Source organism: Nonomuraea sp. SYSU D8015, from assembly GCF_008065375.1.
GTDB lineage: Bacteria > Actinomycetota > Actinomycetes > Streptosporangiales > Streptosporangiaceae > Nonomuraea.
The window spans coordinates 1-16400 of record NZ_VJYI01000044.1 but is presented as its reverse complement, the minus strand read 5'-3'; the positions used below and the strand labels follow the sequence as shown (position 1 = coordinate 16400).

The 16400-nt window shown below is 69.5% G+C and carries 22 protein-coding genes; 12 read left to right on the top strand and 10 right to left on the bottom strand.

Annotated elements, in window-relative coordinates; translation table 11 throughout:
- Positions 1–14: 14 nt before the first annotated feature.
- From ID574_RS57505 to ID574_RS57495, 3 genes are all read right to left on the bottom strand, one after another.
- Positions 15–2138, bottom strand: a complete 2124-nt coding sequence (locus tag ID574_RS57505; RefSeq protein ID WP_188197543.1) for a glycoside hydrolase family 36 protein — start codon at positions 2136–2138, stop codon at positions 15–17.
- A gap of 162 nt (positions 2139–2300) precedes the next feature.
- Positions 2301–3314: a LacI family DNA-binding transcriptional regulator gene (locus tag ID574_RS57500; RefSeq protein ID WP_188197542.1), complete on the bottom strand. Its 1014-nt coding sequence runs from the start codon at positions 3312–3314 to the stop codon at positions 2301–2303.
- A 275-nt stretch (positions 3315–3589) separates the two neighbouring features.
- Positions 3590–3910 (bottom strand): AbfB domain-containing protein, encoded by a 321-nt coding sequence (locus tag ID574_RS57495; RefSeq protein WP_223168155.1) that lies wholly within the window; start codon positions 3908–3910, stop codon positions 3590–3592.
- A gap of 40 nt (positions 3911–3950) precedes the next feature.
- Here ID574_RS57495 and ID574_RS57490 point away from each other — a divergent pair, with 40 nt between their 5' ends.
- Entirely contained in the window at positions 3951–4112 is a 162-nt protein-coding gene (locus ID574_RS57490; protein WP_188197541.1) for a P-loop NTPase family protein, read from the top strand.
- Positions 4113–4129: 17 nt separating this feature from the next.
- Here ID574_RS57490 and ID574_RS57485 read toward each other — a convergent pair whose 3' ends face one another.
- Entirely contained in the window at positions 4130–4558 is a 429-nt protein-coding gene (locus ID574_RS57485) for an NUDIX hydrolase (protein ID WP_223168159.1), read from the bottom strand.
- Between the two features lie 225 nt (positions 4559–4783).
- Positions 4784–5314, bottom strand: a complete 531-nt coding sequence (locus ID574_RS57480) for an SLC13 family permease (protein WP_262496190.1) — start codon at positions 5312–5314, stop codon at positions 4784–4786.
- Here ID574_RS57480 and ID574_RS61310 point away from each other — a divergent pair.
- On the top strand, positions 5250–5519 hold the full coding sequence (locus ID574_RS61310; protein WP_223168153.1) for a hypothetical protein: 270 nt from the start codon (positions 5250–5252) through the stop codon (positions 5517–5519). The two genes, ID574_RS57480 and ID574_RS61310, sit on opposite strands and share 65 nt — an antisense overlap.
- Positions 5520–5649: 130 nt before the next feature.
- Here ID574_RS61310 and ID574_RS57475 read toward each other — a convergent pair whose 3' ends face one another.
- Entirely contained in the window at positions 5650–6312 is a 663-nt protein-coding gene (locus ID574_RS57475) for a response regulator (protein ID WP_188197540.1), read from the bottom strand.
- A 5-nt stretch (positions 6313–6317) separates the two neighbouring features.
- The gene (locus tag ID574_RS57470) at positions 6318–7364 is read right to left on the bottom strand and encodes a HAMP domain-containing sensor histidine kinase (protein ID WP_188197539.1); all 1047 of its coding nucleotides are present in this window, start codon (positions 7362–7364) and stop codon (positions 6318–6320) included.
- A gap of 246 nt (positions 7365–7610) precedes the next feature.
- Here ID574_RS57470 and ID574_RS57465 point away from each other — a divergent pair, with 246 nt between their 5' ends.
- From ID574_RS57465 to ID574_RS57435, 7 genes are all read left to right on the top strand, one after another.
- Positions 7611–8231, top strand: a complete 621-nt coding sequence (locus tag ID574_RS57465; RefSeq protein ID WP_188197538.1) for an SPFH domain-containing protein — start codon at positions 7611–7613, stop codon at positions 8229–8231.
- A 42-nt stretch (positions 8232–8273) separates the two neighbouring features.
- Positions 8274–9926 carry a potassium/proton antiporter gene (locus tag ID574_RS57460; RefSeq protein WP_188197537.1) on the top strand — a complete coding sequence of 551 codons (1653 nt, stop codon included), beginning with the start codon at positions 8274–8276 and terminating at the stop codon, positions 9924–9926.
- Between the two features lie 215 nt (positions 9927–10141).
- Positions 10142–10354 (top strand): transposase, encoded by a 213-nt coding sequence (locus ID574_RS57455; RefSeq protein ID WP_188197536.1) that lies wholly within the window; start codon positions 10142–10144, stop codon positions 10352–10354.
- Positions 10355–10557: 203 nt separating this feature from the next.
- Entirely contained in the window at positions 10558–10989 is a 432-nt protein-coding gene (locus ID574_RS57450; RefSeq protein ID WP_188197535.1) for an NfeD family protein, read from the top strand.
- Positions 10990–10993: 4 nt separating this feature from the next.
- A complete protein-coding gene (locus ID574_RS57445; RefSeq protein WP_188197534.1) occupies positions 10994–12061 on the top strand; it encodes an SPFH domain-containing protein in 1068 nt (355 codons plus the stop codon).
- A gap of 65 nt (positions 12062–12126) precedes the next feature.
- Positions 12127–12420, top strand: a complete 294-nt coding sequence (locus tag ID574_RS57440; RefSeq protein WP_188197533.1) for a hypothetical protein — start codon at positions 12127–12129, stop codon at positions 12418–12420.
- Positions 12421–12447: 27 nt separating this feature from the next.
- On the top strand, positions 12448–12951 hold the full coding sequence (locus ID574_RS57435; RefSeq protein ID WP_188197532.1) for a hypothetical protein: 504 nt from the start codon (positions 12448–12450) through the stop codon (positions 12949–12951).
- 66 nt (positions 12952–13017) lie between these two features.
- Here ID574_RS57435 and ID574_RS57430 read toward each other — a convergent pair whose 3' ends face one another.
- Entirely contained in the window at positions 13018–13197 is a 180-nt protein-coding gene (locus ID574_RS57430; RefSeq protein WP_188197531.1) for a hypothetical protein, read from the bottom strand.
- A 156-nt stretch (positions 13198–13353) separates the two neighbouring features.
- Here ID574_RS57430 and ID574_RS57425 point away from each other — a divergent pair, with 156 nt between their 5' ends.
- Together ID574_RS57425 and ID574_RS57420 are read left to right on the top strand one after the other, a co-directional pair.
- Entirely contained in the window at positions 13354–13491 is a 138-nt protein-coding gene (locus ID574_RS57425) for a hypothetical protein (RefSeq protein WP_188197530.1), read from the top strand.
- A gap of 134 nt (positions 13492–13625) precedes the next feature.
- Positions 13626–14669 (top strand): TerC family protein, encoded by a 1044-nt coding sequence (locus tag ID574_RS57420; protein ID WP_188197529.1) that lies wholly within the window; start codon positions 13626–13628, stop codon positions 14667–14669.
- 72 nt (positions 14670–14741) lie between these two features.
- Here the strand turns inward: ID574_RS57420 and ID574_RS57415 are convergent, their stop codons facing one another.
- Together ID574_RS57415 and ID574_RS57410 are read right to left on the bottom strand one after the other, a co-directional pair.
- Positions 14742–14972 (bottom strand): hypothetical protein, encoded by a 231-nt coding sequence (locus ID574_RS57415; RefSeq protein WP_188197528.1) that lies wholly within the window; start codon positions 14970–14972, stop codon positions 14742–14744.
- A 131-nt stretch (positions 14973–15103) separates the two neighbouring features.
- The gene (locus ID574_RS57410) at positions 15104–15244 is read right to left on the bottom strand and encodes a hypothetical protein (RefSeq protein WP_188197527.1); all 141 of its coding nucleotides are present in this window, start codon (positions 15242–15244) and stop codon (positions 15104–15106) included.
- Positions 15245–15481: 237 nt separating this feature from the next.
- Between ID574_RS57410 and ID574_RS62320 the strand changes: the two genes are divergently transcribed.
- Complete coding sequence (locus ID574_RS62320; RefSeq protein WP_270094325.1) at positions 15482–16291, top strand: HAD-IC family P-type ATPase; 810 nt, start codon at positions 15482–15484, stop codon at positions 16289–16291.
- The last annotated feature ends 109 nt before the right edge of the window (positions 16292–16400 follow it).

Genomic DNA, 16400 nt, shown 5'->3' with positions numbered 1-16400 from the left:
CACGCTGAAAGGGATCAGTTCTCCGGCCGCAGACGGAGCAGGCGTGCGGACGGTCCGGGTACGGCAGGACGGACCGTGAGCCGCGCGGTGGAGGCGTCCCACCGGTGTTGCCAGCCGGGTAGCGTCGCCGGATATTCGGTCTCCACCCGCAGCCGGCGGCCGCGCAGGCCGGGCAGGTCCACCTGGATGTCGTGCGGTCCGCCGTCGCGTTGCCATACGGCCAGGCGCACCGTGTCACCGGTGCGCAGGCCCAGCGCGACGATGTCGTCGGACCAGGCGGGCAGCCCCAGCGGCCAGAACGGCTCGGCCGTGGCGACCTCGGCCCTGATCCGCTTGTGCACGGCCACTCCGTCCGCGACGAGCTCCCGCTCTGCCGGGCTCATCTGGTCGAGATGCCCCGACAGGTAGAGCCGCCCGGCCAGACCGTTGATCATGGTGAAGGCCAGAGCCTCCGCGGGCATCCCCGGCTGCGGGTAGGCCCAGTTGCCGGCCTGCTCGGGGAGCATCGTGGCGGGCGCGGACGCGGCGATGGCGGCGTAGAGCCGCCAGTCCTGCTGGTCCGAGGTGGACTGGAGCTGGAGGCGGGACAGCATGGCGTAGTCGGCCCGCATGGCTCCCGAGGCGCAGTTCTCGAAGATCACCTTTGGGTGGCGGCCGAGCAGGTCGTCCAGCCACTCCAGGTGGGCCCGGTTGTGCTGGAGCAGTCCCTCTCCCGGCTGGAGCGCGTCGCGGTCGGTGCCCGGTCCGGGGGTGACGTTGTAGTCGAGCTTGAAGAATCCGGTGCCGTAGTCGTGCACGAGGCGATCGACCACCTCGTCGAGATGCTTCCTGGCCGAGGGGTGGCGCAGGTCGAGGAAGTACCGGCCGTGCTCCACGACCCGCTCGCCGTTCCGGCTCAGGAACGCCTCGTCAGGCAGCATCGCGGCGACAGGGCTGCGCACCCCGACGACCTCCGGCTCCAGCCACAGGCCGGGGCGCATGTCCCTGGTCCTGATGTGGTCGAAGACCCGGGCGAGCCCGCCGTCCGGGAAGCGGCCGGTCGAGGGGCGCCACTCGCCGACGCTGTCCCACCAGTTCCCGCCGTCGTCGTACCAGCCCGCGTCGACGCAGAAGTACTCGGCGCCGATCTCCGCGGCGGCGTCGATGAGAGGCAGCAGGCGCTCGGTGGTCGGGTCGCCCATGAGGGTGTTCATGTAGTCGTTGAAGATGACCGGCAGCGCGTCGCCTGTGGGATGCGCGCGGCGGATCGCCCTCCGCTGCCGGGTGAGGGCGGCCAGCGCTCCCCGGCAACCCTCGTCGGACACAGCGACGGACACCGGAACAGCGACGAAGCGCTCCCCCGGGAGCAGCCGGGTGCTCCACTGGTGGTCGAGGTCGGTGGGGCCGCTCAGCACGAGGGAGACGGCGTTCGCCCCGTCGCGGCGGCGGTCCACCTCCCAGCGCCAGGCGCCGTTGTGCTCGATCTGCCAGCCCCAGGCCCGGCCGGTGCGGGCGCTCGCCAGGACGCCGGTCGGCAGGTACTCGCCCGAGGACCAGGTGCTCTTGCTCACCGTGACGAGCGCGCCCCGGCCGTCGTGCTGGTGCAGTTCGCTGTTGATGTCCGCCAGCCCGTCCGGCCCGGACAGCGGGATGGCCGCCCACCTGCCCTCGGCGCACCAGTCGGCGCGCGCCCGCCACAGGACCAGGTCGCCGTCGTCCGCCGTCTCGGCCAGCGCGCAGGAGGCGAAGGACGACACCATCTGCAGAACCCGGGGCGCCGGCCCGGTGTTCGTGACCTCCGTCCAGGTCTGCAGGGCCGGGACGTCTGTCCTGGCGCGAAAGACACTGGTCGCCTCCAGTCCGGTCACCTCGTCACGCTGCCTCACCCGCAGCTCGCGCCAGTCGCCGTCCGCCTGCTCGACGGCGTCCGCGAACCGGAGCCGCGATCCGGCGGCGGTGTCAGTGAACCGGGTGTTGGACAGTCTCCGGCCCTCCCCCAGAACCATCAGCTCGACCAGCGGCTGCACCCGGAACGGGTCCACGGCGCTCGGTGTGGGCGACGCGGTCCCGAGCCTCGCGATGCGGGCCGGAGCGTCTTCGGGCCGCTCGATGACTAGGTCGAGGGAGCCGGGACGCCACTGGATGGTTCTGCTCGTCATCACGTTCCTTAAGCCGGACATACGGTGCGGTTCAGCCATGAAAGCGTTTATCAAGCGATGTGACAAGGGGACCATGGGAAATGAGGTGATAACGCTTTCAACACGAGGTGTCATGAAGGAACATGACCATGCGTGCGCGGTTCTAGGGTTCCTAGGCGGACGTCAGCGGGCGGCTGGAGCGGTGCTCTTGCGCACGACCAGGCGCGGGGTCGACCGCGGCGCCTCGACCGGCACGCCTGCCAGCCTGCCGAGCAGGAAGTCGACCGCCATGCGCCCCAGTTCGGCGAAGTCCTGCCTCATCGTGGTCAGCGAAGGAGTCCAGATCTCGGCCAGCGGGTGGTCGTCGAAGCCGACGACGCTGACGTCCTCGGGGACCCGCGAACCCTCGTCCTGCAAGGCCTTGATCACGCCGAAGGCGACCTCGTCGTTGCCGCACAGCACCGCGGTCACGTCGCCGCGCCTGGCCAGGCGCGCGCCGGCCTGGAGGCCCGAGCGCGGGGTCCCGTCACTCTCCACGATCTCCGGAACCGGGGCTCCCGCCGCCTCCAGCGCCTCCCGCCAGCCCAGCAGCCGCCCGCTCGGCCGGCCGGAGGGCGGTATCCCCACGTGGTGCACGGTGCGATGGCCCAGTCCGAGCAGGTAGTTCGTCGCATCGCGCGCGCCGGCGTGGTCGTCGAACAGGGCCCGCGGGACGCTCCTGCCCTGCCCGGCGGAGGATACCGCCGCCACGGGGAGCGTGTCGGGCAGTGCCGCCAGCGCGCGGCTGCCCTGGATATCGAACTCGAGCACGATCATCCCGGCGAGCGGCTGGTCGAGCGCGAGGTCCACGGCCACCCGCGCCGACTCCTCGTCGTCGCCGTCCAGCATCGTCAGGGCGACCACCAGGCCGACCGCGCGGGCGGCCTCCTCGATCCCCCGGATCGTGCTGGCATAACCGTACCGGGTGGTGTCGCTGGTCAGCACGCTGATGATGGAGCGCCGGCCAGTCGCCAGGGCGCGCGCCGCGGCGTTGGGGCGGTATCCCAGCTCCTGGATCGCGCGCAGGACCTGCCTGCGCTTGTCGGCGCTCACCGGCGCGGACCCGCTCAGCACTCGAGACACCGTGGGGACGGACACGCCGGCGACCCTCGCCACGTCCGCGAGGACGGGAGGGCGGGTGTGCGGGCGGCGGGTCACACCGGTAAGCGTACATACCAGGAGGTGAAGGCTTGGACGGGCGGCTCCTGCGGCGGGATACGGCAGGCCGACCCGCTAACGGCGCCACCACCTTGGCGCGCCCGCGTACTCGATCACGTCACGGATGCCGGTCCCTGTCACCCCCCGCGTCCGCGGCAGCTGGCGGAGGGGGCCAGCAGCATGGCGCCCAGCAGGGCGGGTCTTTTCAAGGTTCCGCTGAACAAACGTGCTTCCTTCCAGGGGGATGAATCGTCGTGCGCGAGGTGCGCAGATGATCAGGAAGTGGCAGATTTGAAGGTGCTGTCGGCACGGAAGGCGGAGGTGTCCTGGTCCTTGTCGAGCCACAGCTGGTGGTGGCGGTGGCGGATGAACCGGCCGGGATAGTTGAGCGACTCCAGCCGCACCCTCCCTGCGCCCGAGGCCGGCCGGGCGAGGAAGGTCGCGTCCCGCTCGAACAGCTCGGTGCCGTTGTCGGCGTCGAACCGCAGCCGGTAATCCTTGTGCCGCAGGTAGCGGCCGTCCTCGTCCATGAACGAGTAGCCCTTGGCGTCGGCCAGGCCGGGCACGATCCGCAGCGGCGCCGCCTCCCCGAGCACGCCGAGAGCACCCGAGGCGGCGATCCCTTCCTTCGGGAAGTTGATCGACTGGAGCGTGCTGCGCTACGTGGCCACCTATCGGCGCAAGATGCGCCCACGTGTGCTGACCAAGATTCGACAGCATGCCGACCACGCCCAGGTGGTCGTTCTGACCAGCCGCCGCCGTGCCCGACGGCGGTTGGAGCAGATCACCGCATGTTGAGAACACGGCCAACGCAATCAGGCTACGGGCCGTGCGCACCGTGATCCGGTGCCGCTGCCGACCGGAAGCGTTCGACGGGTCCGGTCAACCGATCCGGGCCGGGGCGCTGACCGCTCGCGCAATGCGGTGCCCGACAAGGCGCTCGGTCTCGGCGAGCGAGTACCAGGCGCACCCGTCACCTCGGCCTCCTGGATGCGCCCCATGTCCGCATCTGTCAGGAACGGGTACCCGATGTCGAGATGGTAGTGATCCGGCTCGTCTTTCTGCGGCAGGGCCGGGACCCTGCCGTACTCGACGTAGACAGGGGCCTGCGACGCTGGAAACACCTTGCCGGGGTCAACACCGGTCTCCTCCACCAACTCGCGCACTGACGCGCCGATCAGCGTGGCATTGGTCGGCTCCAGGTGACCTCCAGGCGAAGCGCGTGGGGTCGCGAATTCTCGCACCAGCGGCCGAGCGAACACGAGCCCGACCCAACCCTTCGTTTCTCCGTCTCGGGCCGGTTCGTCTCGACCGGCGTGCCAAACGTCACTGACCTACTCGGCACCGCGACTGCCCCCGCCGATGACTACGACCGAGTCGGCAACCGTGGCTATTAAGGCAGCCGCCTGCACAGCGGCGGGATCGCGTCGCCCGCCGGACAACATCGCCGCCGGCTACGTCGAAGATCTCTAGCCTGTGCGGGGAGGAATATGTTCGCTGGTGTGATCTCCCAGCACAACATCCTGCACACCGTCAGCGTTCCAACTGGTCCAGAGTCCATCGGGCCCATTCACGCTGCGCCTCGTACTGGAAGATCCCATACTCGCATCGCGAGACGGCCGAAGCGCTGGCCACCGCGCGGGTGTTCGCTGGCGTCGGCGGCCCCGGCACAGCCCGGCGAAGGCGGCCATCAGTACCACCACGAGCGGGGCGAGGTGGAGGAGGAAGTCGTTGAAGCTCAGATTGCCGCGGCTGGCAATGATGATGTTGGGCGGGTCGCCGATGAGGGTGGCGGTGCCGCCGATGTTGGAGGCCATCGCCTCGGTGATCAGGTAGGGCACCACCGGCAGGGCGAGCCGTTCGCACACCAGGAAGGTCACCGGGGCGATCAGCAGCACGGTGGTGACGTTGTCCAGCAGCGCCGACGCAGCCGCGGTGATCACCACCATCAGGACCCTGAGCCGGTACGGGCGGCTGCGGACGCGTTTGGCCGCCCAGATCGCCAGGTATTCGAAGATGCCGGTCTTGCTTGAGCATCCCGATGATCATCATCCCGAGCAGGAGGAAGATGACGTTCCAGTCGATGTCGGCGTGCTCGGAGAAGAACGTCGCCTCGGCGCCGGTGGCGTGGATGGCCAGCATGATGGCGGCTCCGCCGAGCGCGGCGGTGACCCAGTGGACCTTCTCGGTGCGATCAGCAGGTAGGCGCCGAGGAACACCGCCACCGCCAAGACCGCGGTGACTGTCATGACCGGCCTACCCCGTTGGCCGGGGCCCGCGGCCGAGACCGGCTGTGTCGGCCTGGCCGTAGCTGACGGGGCGCCGCTGGGTGGGGTCATGGTTCGATCAGGCCCGCTCGGATGGCGTGCCGGGTCAGCTCCAGCCGGTCGCGCAGGCCGAGCTTGGCCAAGATGTTGGCCCGGTGCCGTTCCACGGTCTTGACGCTGATGACCAGGATGTCGGCGATGTCCTTGGAGGAGTGGCCTTCGGCGATGAGCTTGACGATCTCCTCCTCGCGTGGGGTGAGCAGGGTGTCGGGCACCGGCTCGCCGTGCTGGTGGCGTTGCAGGTGGTCGCGGATGAGGGCGGTGATCGCCCCGGGGTAGAGGAACGGCTCGCCGCGCATGGCCGCCCGGCAGGCCTCCAGCAGGTCGCGGTCGGCCACCGACTTCAGCACGTACCCGCAGGCGCCGGCCTTGAGTGATTCGAACAGGTACTGCTCGTTGTCGTACATCGACAGCATCAGCAGGCGGATGCCGGGCGCGCGGCGAGAGATCTCGCGGGCGGCCTGGATGCCGGTCATCCGCGGCATGGCGATGTCCAAGATGGCCAGGTCGACGTCGGTGCTGGGGCGGGTGGCCAGGTCGACGGCCTCGGCGCCGTCACCTGCCTCGGCCACGACGGCCAGGTCGGGTTCGGCGTCCAGGATGAGCCGTAGCCCGTGACGGACGAGCGCGTGGTCGTCGGCGAGCAGGATCCGGGTCGGCTGCGCTTCCATGCTGATCACCTTCGTTCGTTGGCGATGGGCGCAAGACGTACCGGAGGTGCCAAGGGTACGGTCAGACGTACCTCGGTGCCGGTGGAGGGCGCGGTGTCGATGCTGAGGTCGGCGCCGATGAGCATGGCGCGCTCGCGCATGCCGCCGATGCCGGCGCCGTCGCGGATGGGGCCGCCGCAGCCGTCGTCGGCGATGCGCAGCATCACCGTGTCGGGCTCGGCGCGCAGCGACAGTTCCACGTGCGAGGCGTGGGCGTGCCGGGCGATGTTGGTCAGGCTTTCCTGCGCGATGCGGTAGATCACCAGTTCGGTGTCGCCGCTCAGCTGCGGCAGTCGCGCATCCAGCAGCCGGGTCACCGGCACGCCGCTGCTGCCGGAGAAGTCGCTGGCCAGGGAGTTCATCGCGCTGATGAGGCCCAGGTCCTCCAGCACGTCCGGCCGCAGCCGGCGGGCGACCTGCCGGACCTCGTCCAGGCTGGCGCGGACGGTCTCGGCAACGGTGGACAGCTCCACGCGCAGGTCTTGCGGCGCGCGGTTCACGGCGCGTTTGAGAGCGAGCAGGACCACGGTGAGGCTTTGGCCGATCTCGTCGTGCAGCTCCCGCGCGATGCGCTGCCGCTCGGCCTCTTGAGCGGCCAAGGCGTGGGCGGCACTAGCGCTGCGCTCGGCCTCCAGCCGGTCCAGCATGGCGTTGAACGTCGCGATCAGCGTCCCCAGATCGCCGTTGGCGGTGTGCGCGATGCGATCACGGGGACGCAGCAGATCGACTCGCTCCATGAGCACGGTCAGCGCACCGAGCGGGGCCAGGCTGGTACGCAGCAGCACCGCGTTCGCGCCGAGCATCACCGCCAGCCCCACTGCCAGGATCAGCAGCTCGGTCAGCAGGACCGGCGAGGACACCGTGGCCGGCGACAGCGCCAGCACGGTCAGCCCGGCGGCGAAGACCAGCCCGTTGATCAGGAAGAGCCGCCAGAACAGCGCCGAGGCCGGGGAGCGAGCCCTCCGGCGCGCGCGTGGTGATCCCTGGGGATGCTTGCCGGCTAGCACGGTCATGTCTCCAGCCTCCCCACCGCGACAGGTGTCTGTCCATCGGTGGCGCACCCCATCACATCACCCAGGTCATGGTTTGACCTGCGGCAATCTACAGGGTGTCCACCCGACGAAATGGGTGTTGCACCCGATGGCGCCACGCGGGTCGGCCGACCAGACTGGCCCCACGGGGAGCCGGATGCCCGCTTCGGGGTGATGAGGAGGCTCGCACAGGGACGGGCAAAGGCGACAGGGGAGAAAGGCCGGACCATGCTCGTACTGGGCGCGCGCACCATCTTCGCCCTCCAGGCGCCCGCTGTGGGGGAGCCGGTGGTGTGGGTGCTGCTGGGTGCCGTGCCCCTTCTCGTGATCATCTCGCGGGCGGTACGCGTGGTCGGCGAGGATGAGCGGCTGGTCGTGCGCAGGCTGGGTCGTGGGGCCGGAGTGCGCGGTCCCGGGCTTGTCCTGCTCTGGCCCGGTCTGGAACGGGAGGCGCGGGTATCGCTGCGGCTGGTGTGCCTGGATCTGTTCTGCCCTGAGGCGGTCACCCGCGATGGCGTGAGCGTGCGCGTCAAGGCCACCGCGGTGGCCGCCGCAACCGATCCCGTCCGCTTCGCGATGACGACGGACGAGCCGCTGACGGCCACCACCCTCGTAGCCGAGGGCGTGCTGCGCAGGCAGATCGCCCAACGGGATCTGGGCGAGCTTCCCGCCCTGGCCACCGCTGACTGCGCCGAGATGGCCGATCGCATCAGCGACTCGGCCGCCCGGTGGGGAGTCCACGTCACCCTCCTCGACATCACCGACATCCAGGTCCCGCTCAGGGGCGAGCTGATCGCCTGGGCTCAAGAGCGAACAGGCATGCAGCGGGAGAAGCGTCCGCGTGGATAGGAGAGGTTTCACCCCGTCATCGAGGTCATCGAGGGTGTCGCGATGAGCCTGCAGCAGCTGTATGTGGTACTGCTGGCCGGTGGGATCGTGCTGCTGGCCTGCATCGCCGCGGCGCGCACCGCCAGCAGGCTCGGCCTGCCCAGCCTGCTGCTGTTCCTCGCCCTCGGCGTGCTCCTCGGCGAAGACGTCCTCGGCATCCACTTCGACGATGCCCAACTGGCGCAGACCCTGGGCACCACCGCGCTGGCCATCATCCTCATCGAGGGCGGCCTGAGCACCAAGTGGACCGACATCCGCCGACTCCTGCTGCCCTCAGCCCTGCTGGCCACCGTCGGCGTGGCGATCAGCGTCCTGCTCACCGCGGCCGGGGCGCACCTGCTGCTGGGCATGAACTGGCAGCTGGCCCTGCTGCTGGGCGCGATCGTCTCCTCCACCGACGCCGCCGCCGTCTTCTCCGTCCTGCGCGCACTGCCGCTGCCCCGCCGGGCGGCGGGGATGGTCGAGGCCGAGTCCGGCTTCAACGACGCCCCCACCGTCATCCTGGTCCTGGTGTTCAGTACCGCCGCTGCCGACCTACCCGACCCCGCCGTCATAGCCGCGAAAATCACCTACCAGCTCGCGGCCGGAGCAGCGATCGGGCTGCTGATCGGCCGGGCCGGCACCCTCGCGCTGCGGTACGTCGCGCTGCCCGCCACCGGCCTGTACCCACTGGCCACCGTCGGCCTGGGTATCATCGCCTTCGCCGCCGCCGGCGCCGCGAACGCCTCCGGCTTCCTGGCCGCCTACCTGGCCGGCATCGTGCTCGGCAACGCCGCGCTACCGCACCGCGCCGCCACCCGCTCCTTCGCCGAAGGCATCGGCTGGCTGGCCCAGATCGGCCTGTTCGTCATGCTCGGCCTGCTCGTCAGCCCCAGCGAACTGCCCGCCGCGCTGCTCCCCGCCGTGGTGGTCGGCCTGGTGCTGCTGCTGCTGGCCCGGCCCGCCTCCGTGGCCGCCTGCCTGACCGGCTTCCGCACCGGCTGGCGACAGCAGGCGTTCATCTCCTGGGCCGGCCTGCGCGGCGCCGTGCCCGTCGTGCTGGCCACCTTCCCCATCGTGGCCGCCGTGCCCGGCAGCGAGCAACTGCTGAACATCGTCTTCGTCCTCGTCGTCATCTTCACCCTCATCCAAGGACCGACCCTGCCGTTGATCGCCCGGATGCTCCGTGTCACACAGCCGGGCCAGACCAGGGACGTCGACATCGAGGCCGCGCCCCTCGACATCCTGGACGCCGACCTGCTCACCCTCACCATCCCGCCCGGCTCCCGCCTGCACGGAGTGGAGATCTTCGAACTGCGGCTCCCGGCACCCTCGATGGTCACCCTCATCGTCCGCGACGGCGACACCCTCGTCCCCAAACCCGACACCCGGCTTCAGGAAGGTGACGACGTACTCGTCGTCACCACCCCCGCCACCCGCGCACGCGTCGAACGACGGCTGCGCGCCGTCGGCCGCCGCGGCCGCCTGGCCCACTGGCACGGCGAACACGGCGACCCCGACCCGCACACCAGCCACACCAACAGCGCGAAAGGAGCCACCGAGCCGTGGACATCACGCACACCACCATCCCGGGCACCGGAACCGTCCACCCCTGCGACACCAGGCAAGGAGATCACCTCGGCGTTATCGTCACCGACACCGGGCAGCGGACCCTGATGTCTTACGACCGAGCCGAACCCGACACTGCGGCGCACACCGTAGAGCTCGACTAAGAAGAAGCCGACCAACTGGCCGAACTACTGCACAGCCGGCCCCTGGCCGACCGGCTCGCCGCCGTGGAACGCCGCCGGGGCGAACACACCGGCCACCTGCCCTGACCTGCTCTCAGCCCTTTCACCTGCGAACCGGGTAGCTGCACTCTGCGCCCGCACGTGTTCTTGTATTGGCTGGCGTTGCTGCTGAGCCGCATCTTCGAAGCCGCCACCGGCTCCACCTGGAGGCTCATCCGCGACAAGTTCCACCTGCTCACCATGGTCACCTTCACCGGCCGGACCGGCACCTTCCACCAGCGCGACATCCTGGCCAAACTCGACATCCCCACCCCGAAGACGATCGTCAAGGCCACGCCCGTTGCAAACGCCTGACCAGGCACAACACCCACGTCTAGGGAAACGCCGCATCAGCGTGCCCCCAGGCTCTTCCGCACCTCACGACCCTGATTCATGTGCCTTTCTCCTGCACATCTGCGAACGCAGGCACAGCTCAAGGCCGTACACCTGCAGATTGGCGGGTAGGAGAGGAATCGGTTGCATATCCGGGCCCGTTGTACATATTGGAGGGCCGGAGCATGGATGAATGGGTCATCTGGATAATCCTCGCTGTCGTGCTGGGCGTGGCCGAGATCTTCACCCTCACCGCTGCGCTCGGGCTGCTCGGCGCCGCTGCCCTGTTGACGGCCGCCACCGCAGCGCTCGGCCTGCCCATCCCGCTACAGTTGCTGGTCTTCTCGCTGGCGTCCGTGGCTGGGCTGATCGTGGTCCGCCCGATCGCGATGCGTCATATCCGCCAGCCACAGTTGCGCCGGTTCGGCGTCGAGGCGCTGATCGGCAAGCCCGCCTATGTCGTCTCCGAGATCACCGGACGCGAGGGCAGGGTGCGCATCGAAGGCGAGGAGTGGTCCGCACGCGCCTATGACGAGACGCTGGTCATCCCCACCGGGGCGACTGTCGACGTCATCGAGATCGAGGGCGCCACCGCCCTCGTATACCCTCGGGAGTGATCACATGGAGTTGCTGATCGTCGGCCTGGTCATCGCCCTCTTCATGGTGATCACTGTGCTCAAGGCGGTACGCATCATCCCGCAGGCCAGGGCTCGCAACGTCGAGCGGCTCGGCCGCTACCATCGCACGCTGAAGCCCGGCCTCAACTTCGTCATCCCGTACATCGACCGCGTCTACCCCGAGATCGACCTGCGCGAACAGGTCGTCTCCTTCCGCCCGCAGCCGGTCATCACCGAGGACAACCTGGTCGTCGAGATCGACACCGTCCTGTACTTCCAGGTCACCGACCCGCGCGCGGCCGCCTACGAGATCGCCAATTACATCCAGGCGGTCGAGCAGCTCACCGTCACCACGCTGCGCAACGTGGTCGGCTCCATGGACCTGGAAAGGACCTTGACCTCGCGCGACACCATCAACAGCCAACTGCGTGGCGTCCTCGACGAGGCGACCGGCAGATGGGGCCTGCGCGTCAACCGCGTCGAGATCAAGGCCATCGACCCGCCCAAGACCATCAAGGACGCGATGGAGAAGCAGATGCGGGCCGAGCGCGACAAGCGTGCCGCGATCCTCAACGCCGAGGGCCAGCGCCAGTCGCAGATCCTCACGGCGGAGGGCGACAAGCAGGGGCGCATCCTGCGGGCCGAGGGTCAGCGAGCCGCCGCCGTCCTGGAGGCCGAGGGCCAGTCCCGCGCGATCGACCAGGTCTTCCAGGCCGTCCACCGCAACGACCCCGACCCGAAGCTGCTGGCCTACCAGTACCTCCAGGTGCTGCCGCAGCTGGCGCAGGGGGAGGGCAACACGTTCTGGGTGATCCCGAGCGAGGTCACCTCGGCGCTGCAGGGCGTCTCCGATGCGTTCACCGAGATCCTGCCCCGCTCGGCGGCCACCCGCGAGGAGGTCACCGATGCTTCGGCCGCCGACGAGGAGGTGGCCAAGGCATCGAAAGCGGCCGCCGAAGCCGTCGCCGACGCTCAAGAGGCCGAGAAGGCAGGGGCACCCCGCCAGCTCGGCGCCGCCGGACCTGAGCCTTCGCCCTTCCCCGACCTGGAGACAGGGCCCCGGCGTTCTTGAGTTCCGATGCGGTATGGCGCGGTTGAGGGTTTCGGCAGGTTGAGTGCGAAAGAGCGCGACTTCTGGTGATCTTTCAGGTCTCGAATCCGAAGATCGCCGCAGGAGTCGCGCTCGTGTCCCCATCTTCCCCGACCAGCCCCGGTCTCGTCTCGTGCCTTGACCAGCTCGCCGACCTGGCGTTGTGGGAGGGAAGCAGAACGGGCCGCCGACCCAGCCGTGGTGTAATCGGCGCTGATGCGCCGATTGGCGACGGTCCCGGATCAACGCTCGACGTGCGGGCTGCGCCATCCGCTGGTGGCCATCTTGACCTTGACCGCGTGCGGCTGGTGGTCGGCAGCGACAGCATCGCGGCGATCTGACAGTGGGCCGCCCGAACGTCTCAGCAGATGCTGGCGCGGCTGGGCGCCTACCGTGACCCGTTCACCGGTCTCCTGCTCGTGCCCAGCGAGAAGACCTTCCGCCAGGTGCTGGCCGGCCTGGACGCCGACGCGCTGGATGCGGCGATCAGCGGATATGTGGCCGATTTGGTCCGCCGGGAGGCGCCGGTGCCGCAGATCCCTGACACTCCCGGGCCCGCCGAGCGGGAGCAACGCGGCACCGAGCAGCGGCAGTGCACCCATCCTGCCCCGCCTGGGCTGTTGCCCGGCGCCGCCGTGGACGGCAAGGCCTGCCGCGGTGCCCGGACTGCCGACGGCGGGAGGGTCTTCCTGGTCGGGGCGATCAGCCACGACCACGGTGTCGTGCTGGGTCAGTGTCAGGTCGCAAGCAAGCGCGGCGAAGGGCTGCGCCGCAGTCGCGGCAGCAGCCCGGCGGATCACCGGCATGGACTTATCGAAGCCTGTGAGGCCACCGCGACCCACATCGACGAAACGTTGGCGCGGCATGCTTGAGCTTCCTGCCCTCGCTGTCGGCGGTGCCGGTGGGCACTTTGGCGGTTGACAGGTTCGGCATTCTTGTCAGCCACGCCTTCCCGGCCAATCCGGGCGGTCCTCGACAGGCTGCGTGCGAGAGGCGGCGCGGTGGCGGACGGCGGCGTGGGACCGCCGCGGTGGAACCCACAGCGCAGCGGCGCTGATGATCGCCGAGAAAATCAGCAGGATGCCCGCCAGGATCTCAAGCAGCACGGTGATCGACATGAGGACTCCCCCTCGGCCTCGCCTGGGCCTGCGGCCATGAGGACGAAGGTCTTCCCGCACCCTCCACGTCAGCCAAAACCGTGTTAGCCGGACTGGGGCGGCCAGGTCACGGCGGGAGGGCCATCCTGCCGGGCCTCCCCAGGCATGGAGACCGTGATGACGGCTGGGATGTCCGACGGCGGGTACTCCCCTTGCGTGCTTCTTCCACTATCGGCCCAGCTGGCCGCGCCGGTCAAACCCCCTGCGATCACCCCAGGAGCCGCCGAAGTGGAGCTGACCAGGAGGTTCGCCTAACCTGGAAGGGCGAGGGGAGTACTTCCCAAGAGCCGGCCCGGTCAGTACGGGCGTGACCTCGTCCCCGGGCGGCCGCCCGCAAGGTCGTGGGTGAAGGAGACCTCGAACAGCCCTGTAGCGTTCGAGGAGGTTCCATGCCCGCCCCTACAAGTCTGATGACGGCTGCCCCGCTGGAGACGATCGCCTCGCCGCAACTGTGGGCGATCACCGTTGCCTGCCTCGCGCTGCTCCTGGGCGCGGACTTCGCCGTGACGCGCCGCCCGCACGAGGTACGGATGCGGGAGGCAGTGGGGTGGTCGGTCTTCTACCTGGCTCTGCCCCTGCTGTTCGGCCTCTACGTGTGGCGTGCGTTCGGGACGCAGGCGTCGGTGGAGTTCTACACCGGGTATGTGGTGGAGAAGTCGCTCTCAGTGGACAACCTCTTCGTGTTCATGCTGCTGCTCGCGGCTTTCGCGGTGCCCCGCGAGCTGGCCCAGCGGGTGCTGCTGTACGGCATCATCGGGGCATTGGTGCTGCGCGCGGTCTTCATCGCCTTGGGCGCGGCCGCGCTGCAGAGTGGCACCTGGGCGTTCCTGCTGTTCGGCGCCATCCTGATCGTCACCGCGGGGAAGATCCTCAAGGATGCGCTGAGCGGCAAGGAACAGGAGGTGGACATCTCCTCCATGCGCTCGGTCCGCCTGCTGCGGCGCTTCATGCCGGTCACCGGCGACTACCGCGGCTCCCGCCTGATGGTCCGCGAGCAGGGCCGGCGCGCCCTGACCCCGCTGGCGCTGGCCATCGTGGCCGTCTTCGCCACCGACATCGTCTTCGCGGTCGATTCGGTGCCCGCGGTGTACGGCGTGACCGACGACCCCTTCCTCGTCTTCGCCACCAACGCCTTCGCCCTGCTGGGCCTGCGGGCGCTGTACTTCGTGCTGTTGGGCGTGCTGGAGAAGCTGCGGCACCTCAACCACGGGCTCGGCGTCATCTTGGGGTTCATCGGGCTCAAACTCCTCCTGCACTGGGCGCACGGCATCTGGCCCGCCGTCCCGGAGATCCCCACCTTGGTCTCGCTCGGGGTCATCATCGTGGTCCTGACGACCGTCACGATCACGAGCGTGCACGCCAACCGCCGCGATGCCCGCCGCGATGCCCGCCGAGATGCCCAACGTGCCACCGTTCCGCCCTCGGACGGCTAACTCGCCGGGGCGCTCGATTGCGTAGCTTGAGGAGCGTGTCCCACCACGCGCCGGCCTCGAACGTCGATCAGATCACGTTCTTACCGAAGCCCAAACCAGCATCCTGCGCCGCCTGGCGAGATCCTCCTCCAGTTCGCGCAGCAGACCACCGATCCGGGCCGCGCCGGCGACAGCGGCCTGCACATCAACGGACGCCGACATCCCCGTCATCACGGTGACCGCGTCGCCATACGCGCGAACCAGCACCGCCAGCGCGACCTCCAGCGCTTCCCCCGTCGCCGACGTGTCCAGCGCAGCAGCCATGCCCATCAGACCTCATCCCTGTTCGCTGTTCAGCGGGGGGACGCCCCAGTTTTTTACCCACTTACCTGCCTCTGCCATCCTGAAGAGGATCCCTGCAGGCAAGCCGCATGGCAGGTGCGCTCGTCCAGGCCCTAGCCGGTGCGCGGCGGGAGGAACTCGCCGCCGGAGCCGTCGGCTCCAGGCCCGCCGCGCTCTCGTCCTTGGGCGCGCAGCGTCGAAGAACAGGGCGGCCGCCGCTCGGGCGGTGGCAGGGGCGGGGGGTCCTTGTCCATGCGGGCCCTCCGCCCCAGTGCCTCCAGCCGTCGGGACCGACAACGTCAAATAGCGATCCCAAAATCACGTCATCAAGCGGTCCACGTCACAGCCAAGGGCGCGGTGGAGCGGATCATCGATCTGTGCGCCGGGCAGATGGACGCTGCCGGCGCCATCCGGCCGCTGGAGCACGCCGCCGTGCTGGCGACCGCCGAGGAACTGGCTGGACGAGGACTGCGGGGATCCTGGCCACCGCCATGGGCCGGCTGCCCGCCAGCCGGATGGAAGCCGCCGGATTCGACCCTGGCCTGCTAACCGGCACGCTGGTGCTGACCGGGCTGCACGCCATGCACGACCCGCCGCGGCCCGTCGCCGCCATCGGCCGCCAGGCCGGCCTGCTTCCCTTCGGTGGCGAGCATGACGGGAAGGTGTTCACCGGCGCCGACCTGGCTACGCTGCCGGACGAAAAGTACCCCGAAGCGGTGGAGCGGGCCACGGTCCTCGCCAGGGTATCGCCGGAGCAGAAACTGCGCCTGGTCGAGGCGCTGCAGGCCCGCGACCACGTTGTCGCCATGACCCGCGACGGCGTCAACGATGCTCCCGCGCTGCGCCGCGCCGACATCGGCATCGCCATGGGCCGCGGCGGCACCCAGGTCGCCAAGGACGCAGCCGACATGGCACTCCCCGGCTGCTCCTCACCGGGTACGCTTGGGCCCGGCCGGATCTGTATCTGGTTGCTCACGTCAGCGACGCCTTCGGTGTCCCAGGCATCATCCCTGGCCGCGCGCTTGGGCGCGCGGCTTGTCCCCGAACGATCTCCCGTGGGTTCGTTAATTCTGAAGGGTCCTCAGGCGCGAACCAAGGACGAGGACCGGCGGAGGGCGTTACAAGGACTTGGGTGCAAAGAGCGTCTGGGAACCTGGGGCCTGGTACTCCTGCCGGCTGCGGTCCACGTCCGCGCTGGTGGTGTCGCCGCAGACCTTCGCCTGCGTCTCTTCCAGGCAATTCCCCGACCTGAATGGCCGGCAGAGTGGAGAAGAACGGCGCCGGCTACTCCGCGGTCTTGAGGCAGCGGTCCAGCTTGTCGAGGGTCAGCGGCTGCCGGCGCAGCGGCTCGGAGGCGTCCAGCGCCGTGGTGTGGAGGCCGCCGAGGAACAGCTCCAGCTGCCGGCCGGT

Coding starts and splice junctions, on each gene's coding strand:
- ID574_RS57505 (WP_188197543.1), bottom strand. CDS start 2,138: ATGACGAGCAGAACCATCCAGTGGCGTCCCGGCTCCCTCGACCTAGTC.
- ID574_RS57475 (WP_188197540.1), bottom strand. CDS start 6,312: ATGGAAGCGCAGCCGACCCGGATCCTGCTCGCCGACGACCACGCGCTC.
- ID574_RS57470 (WP_188197539.1), bottom strand. CDS start 7,364: ATGACCGTGCTAGCCGGCAAGCATCCCCAGGGATCACCACGCGCGCGC.
- ID574_RS57465 (WP_188197538.1), top strand. CDS start 7,611: ATGCTCGTACTGGGCGCGCGCACCATCTTCGCCCTCCAGGCGCCCGCT.
- ID574_RS57460 (WP_188197537.1), top strand. CDS start 8,274: ATGAGCCTGCAGCAGCTGTATGTGGTACTGCTGGCCGGTGGGATCGTG.
- ID574_RS57450 (WP_188197535.1), top strand. CDS start 10,558: ATGGATGAATGGGTCATCTGGATAATCCTCGCTGTCGTGCTGGGCGTG.
- ID574_RS57445 (WP_188197534.1), top strand. CDS start 10,994: ATGGAGTTGCTGATCGTCGGCCTGGTCATCGCCCTCTTCATGGTGATC.
- ID574_RS57435 (WP_188197532.1), top strand. CDS start 12,448: ATGCTGGCGCGGCTGGGCGCCTACCGTGACCCGTTCACCGGTCTCCTG.
- ID574_RS57430 (WP_188197531.1), bottom strand. CDS start 13,197: ATGTCGATCACCGTGCTGCTTGAGATCCTGGCGGGCATCCTGCTGATT.
- ID574_RS57425 (WP_188197530.1), top strand. CDS start 13,354: ATGACGGCTGGGATGTCCGACGGCGGGTACTCCCCTTGCGTGCTTCTT.
- ID574_RS57420 (WP_188197529.1), top strand. CDS start 13,626: ATGCCCGCCCCTACAAGTCTGATGACGGCTGCCCCGCTGGAGACGATC.
- ID574_RS57415 (WP_188197528.1), bottom strand. CDS start 14,972: ATGGCTGCTGCGCTGGACACGTCGGCGACGGGGGAAGCGCTGGAGGTC.
- ID574_RS57410 (WP_188197527.1), bottom strand. CDS start 15,244: ATGGACAAGGACCCCCCGCCCCTGCCACCGCCCGAGCGGCGGCCGCCC.
- ID574_RS62320 (WP_270094325.1), top strand. CDS start 15,482: ATGGGCCGGCTGCCCGCCAGCCGGATGGAAGCCGCCGGATTCGACCCT.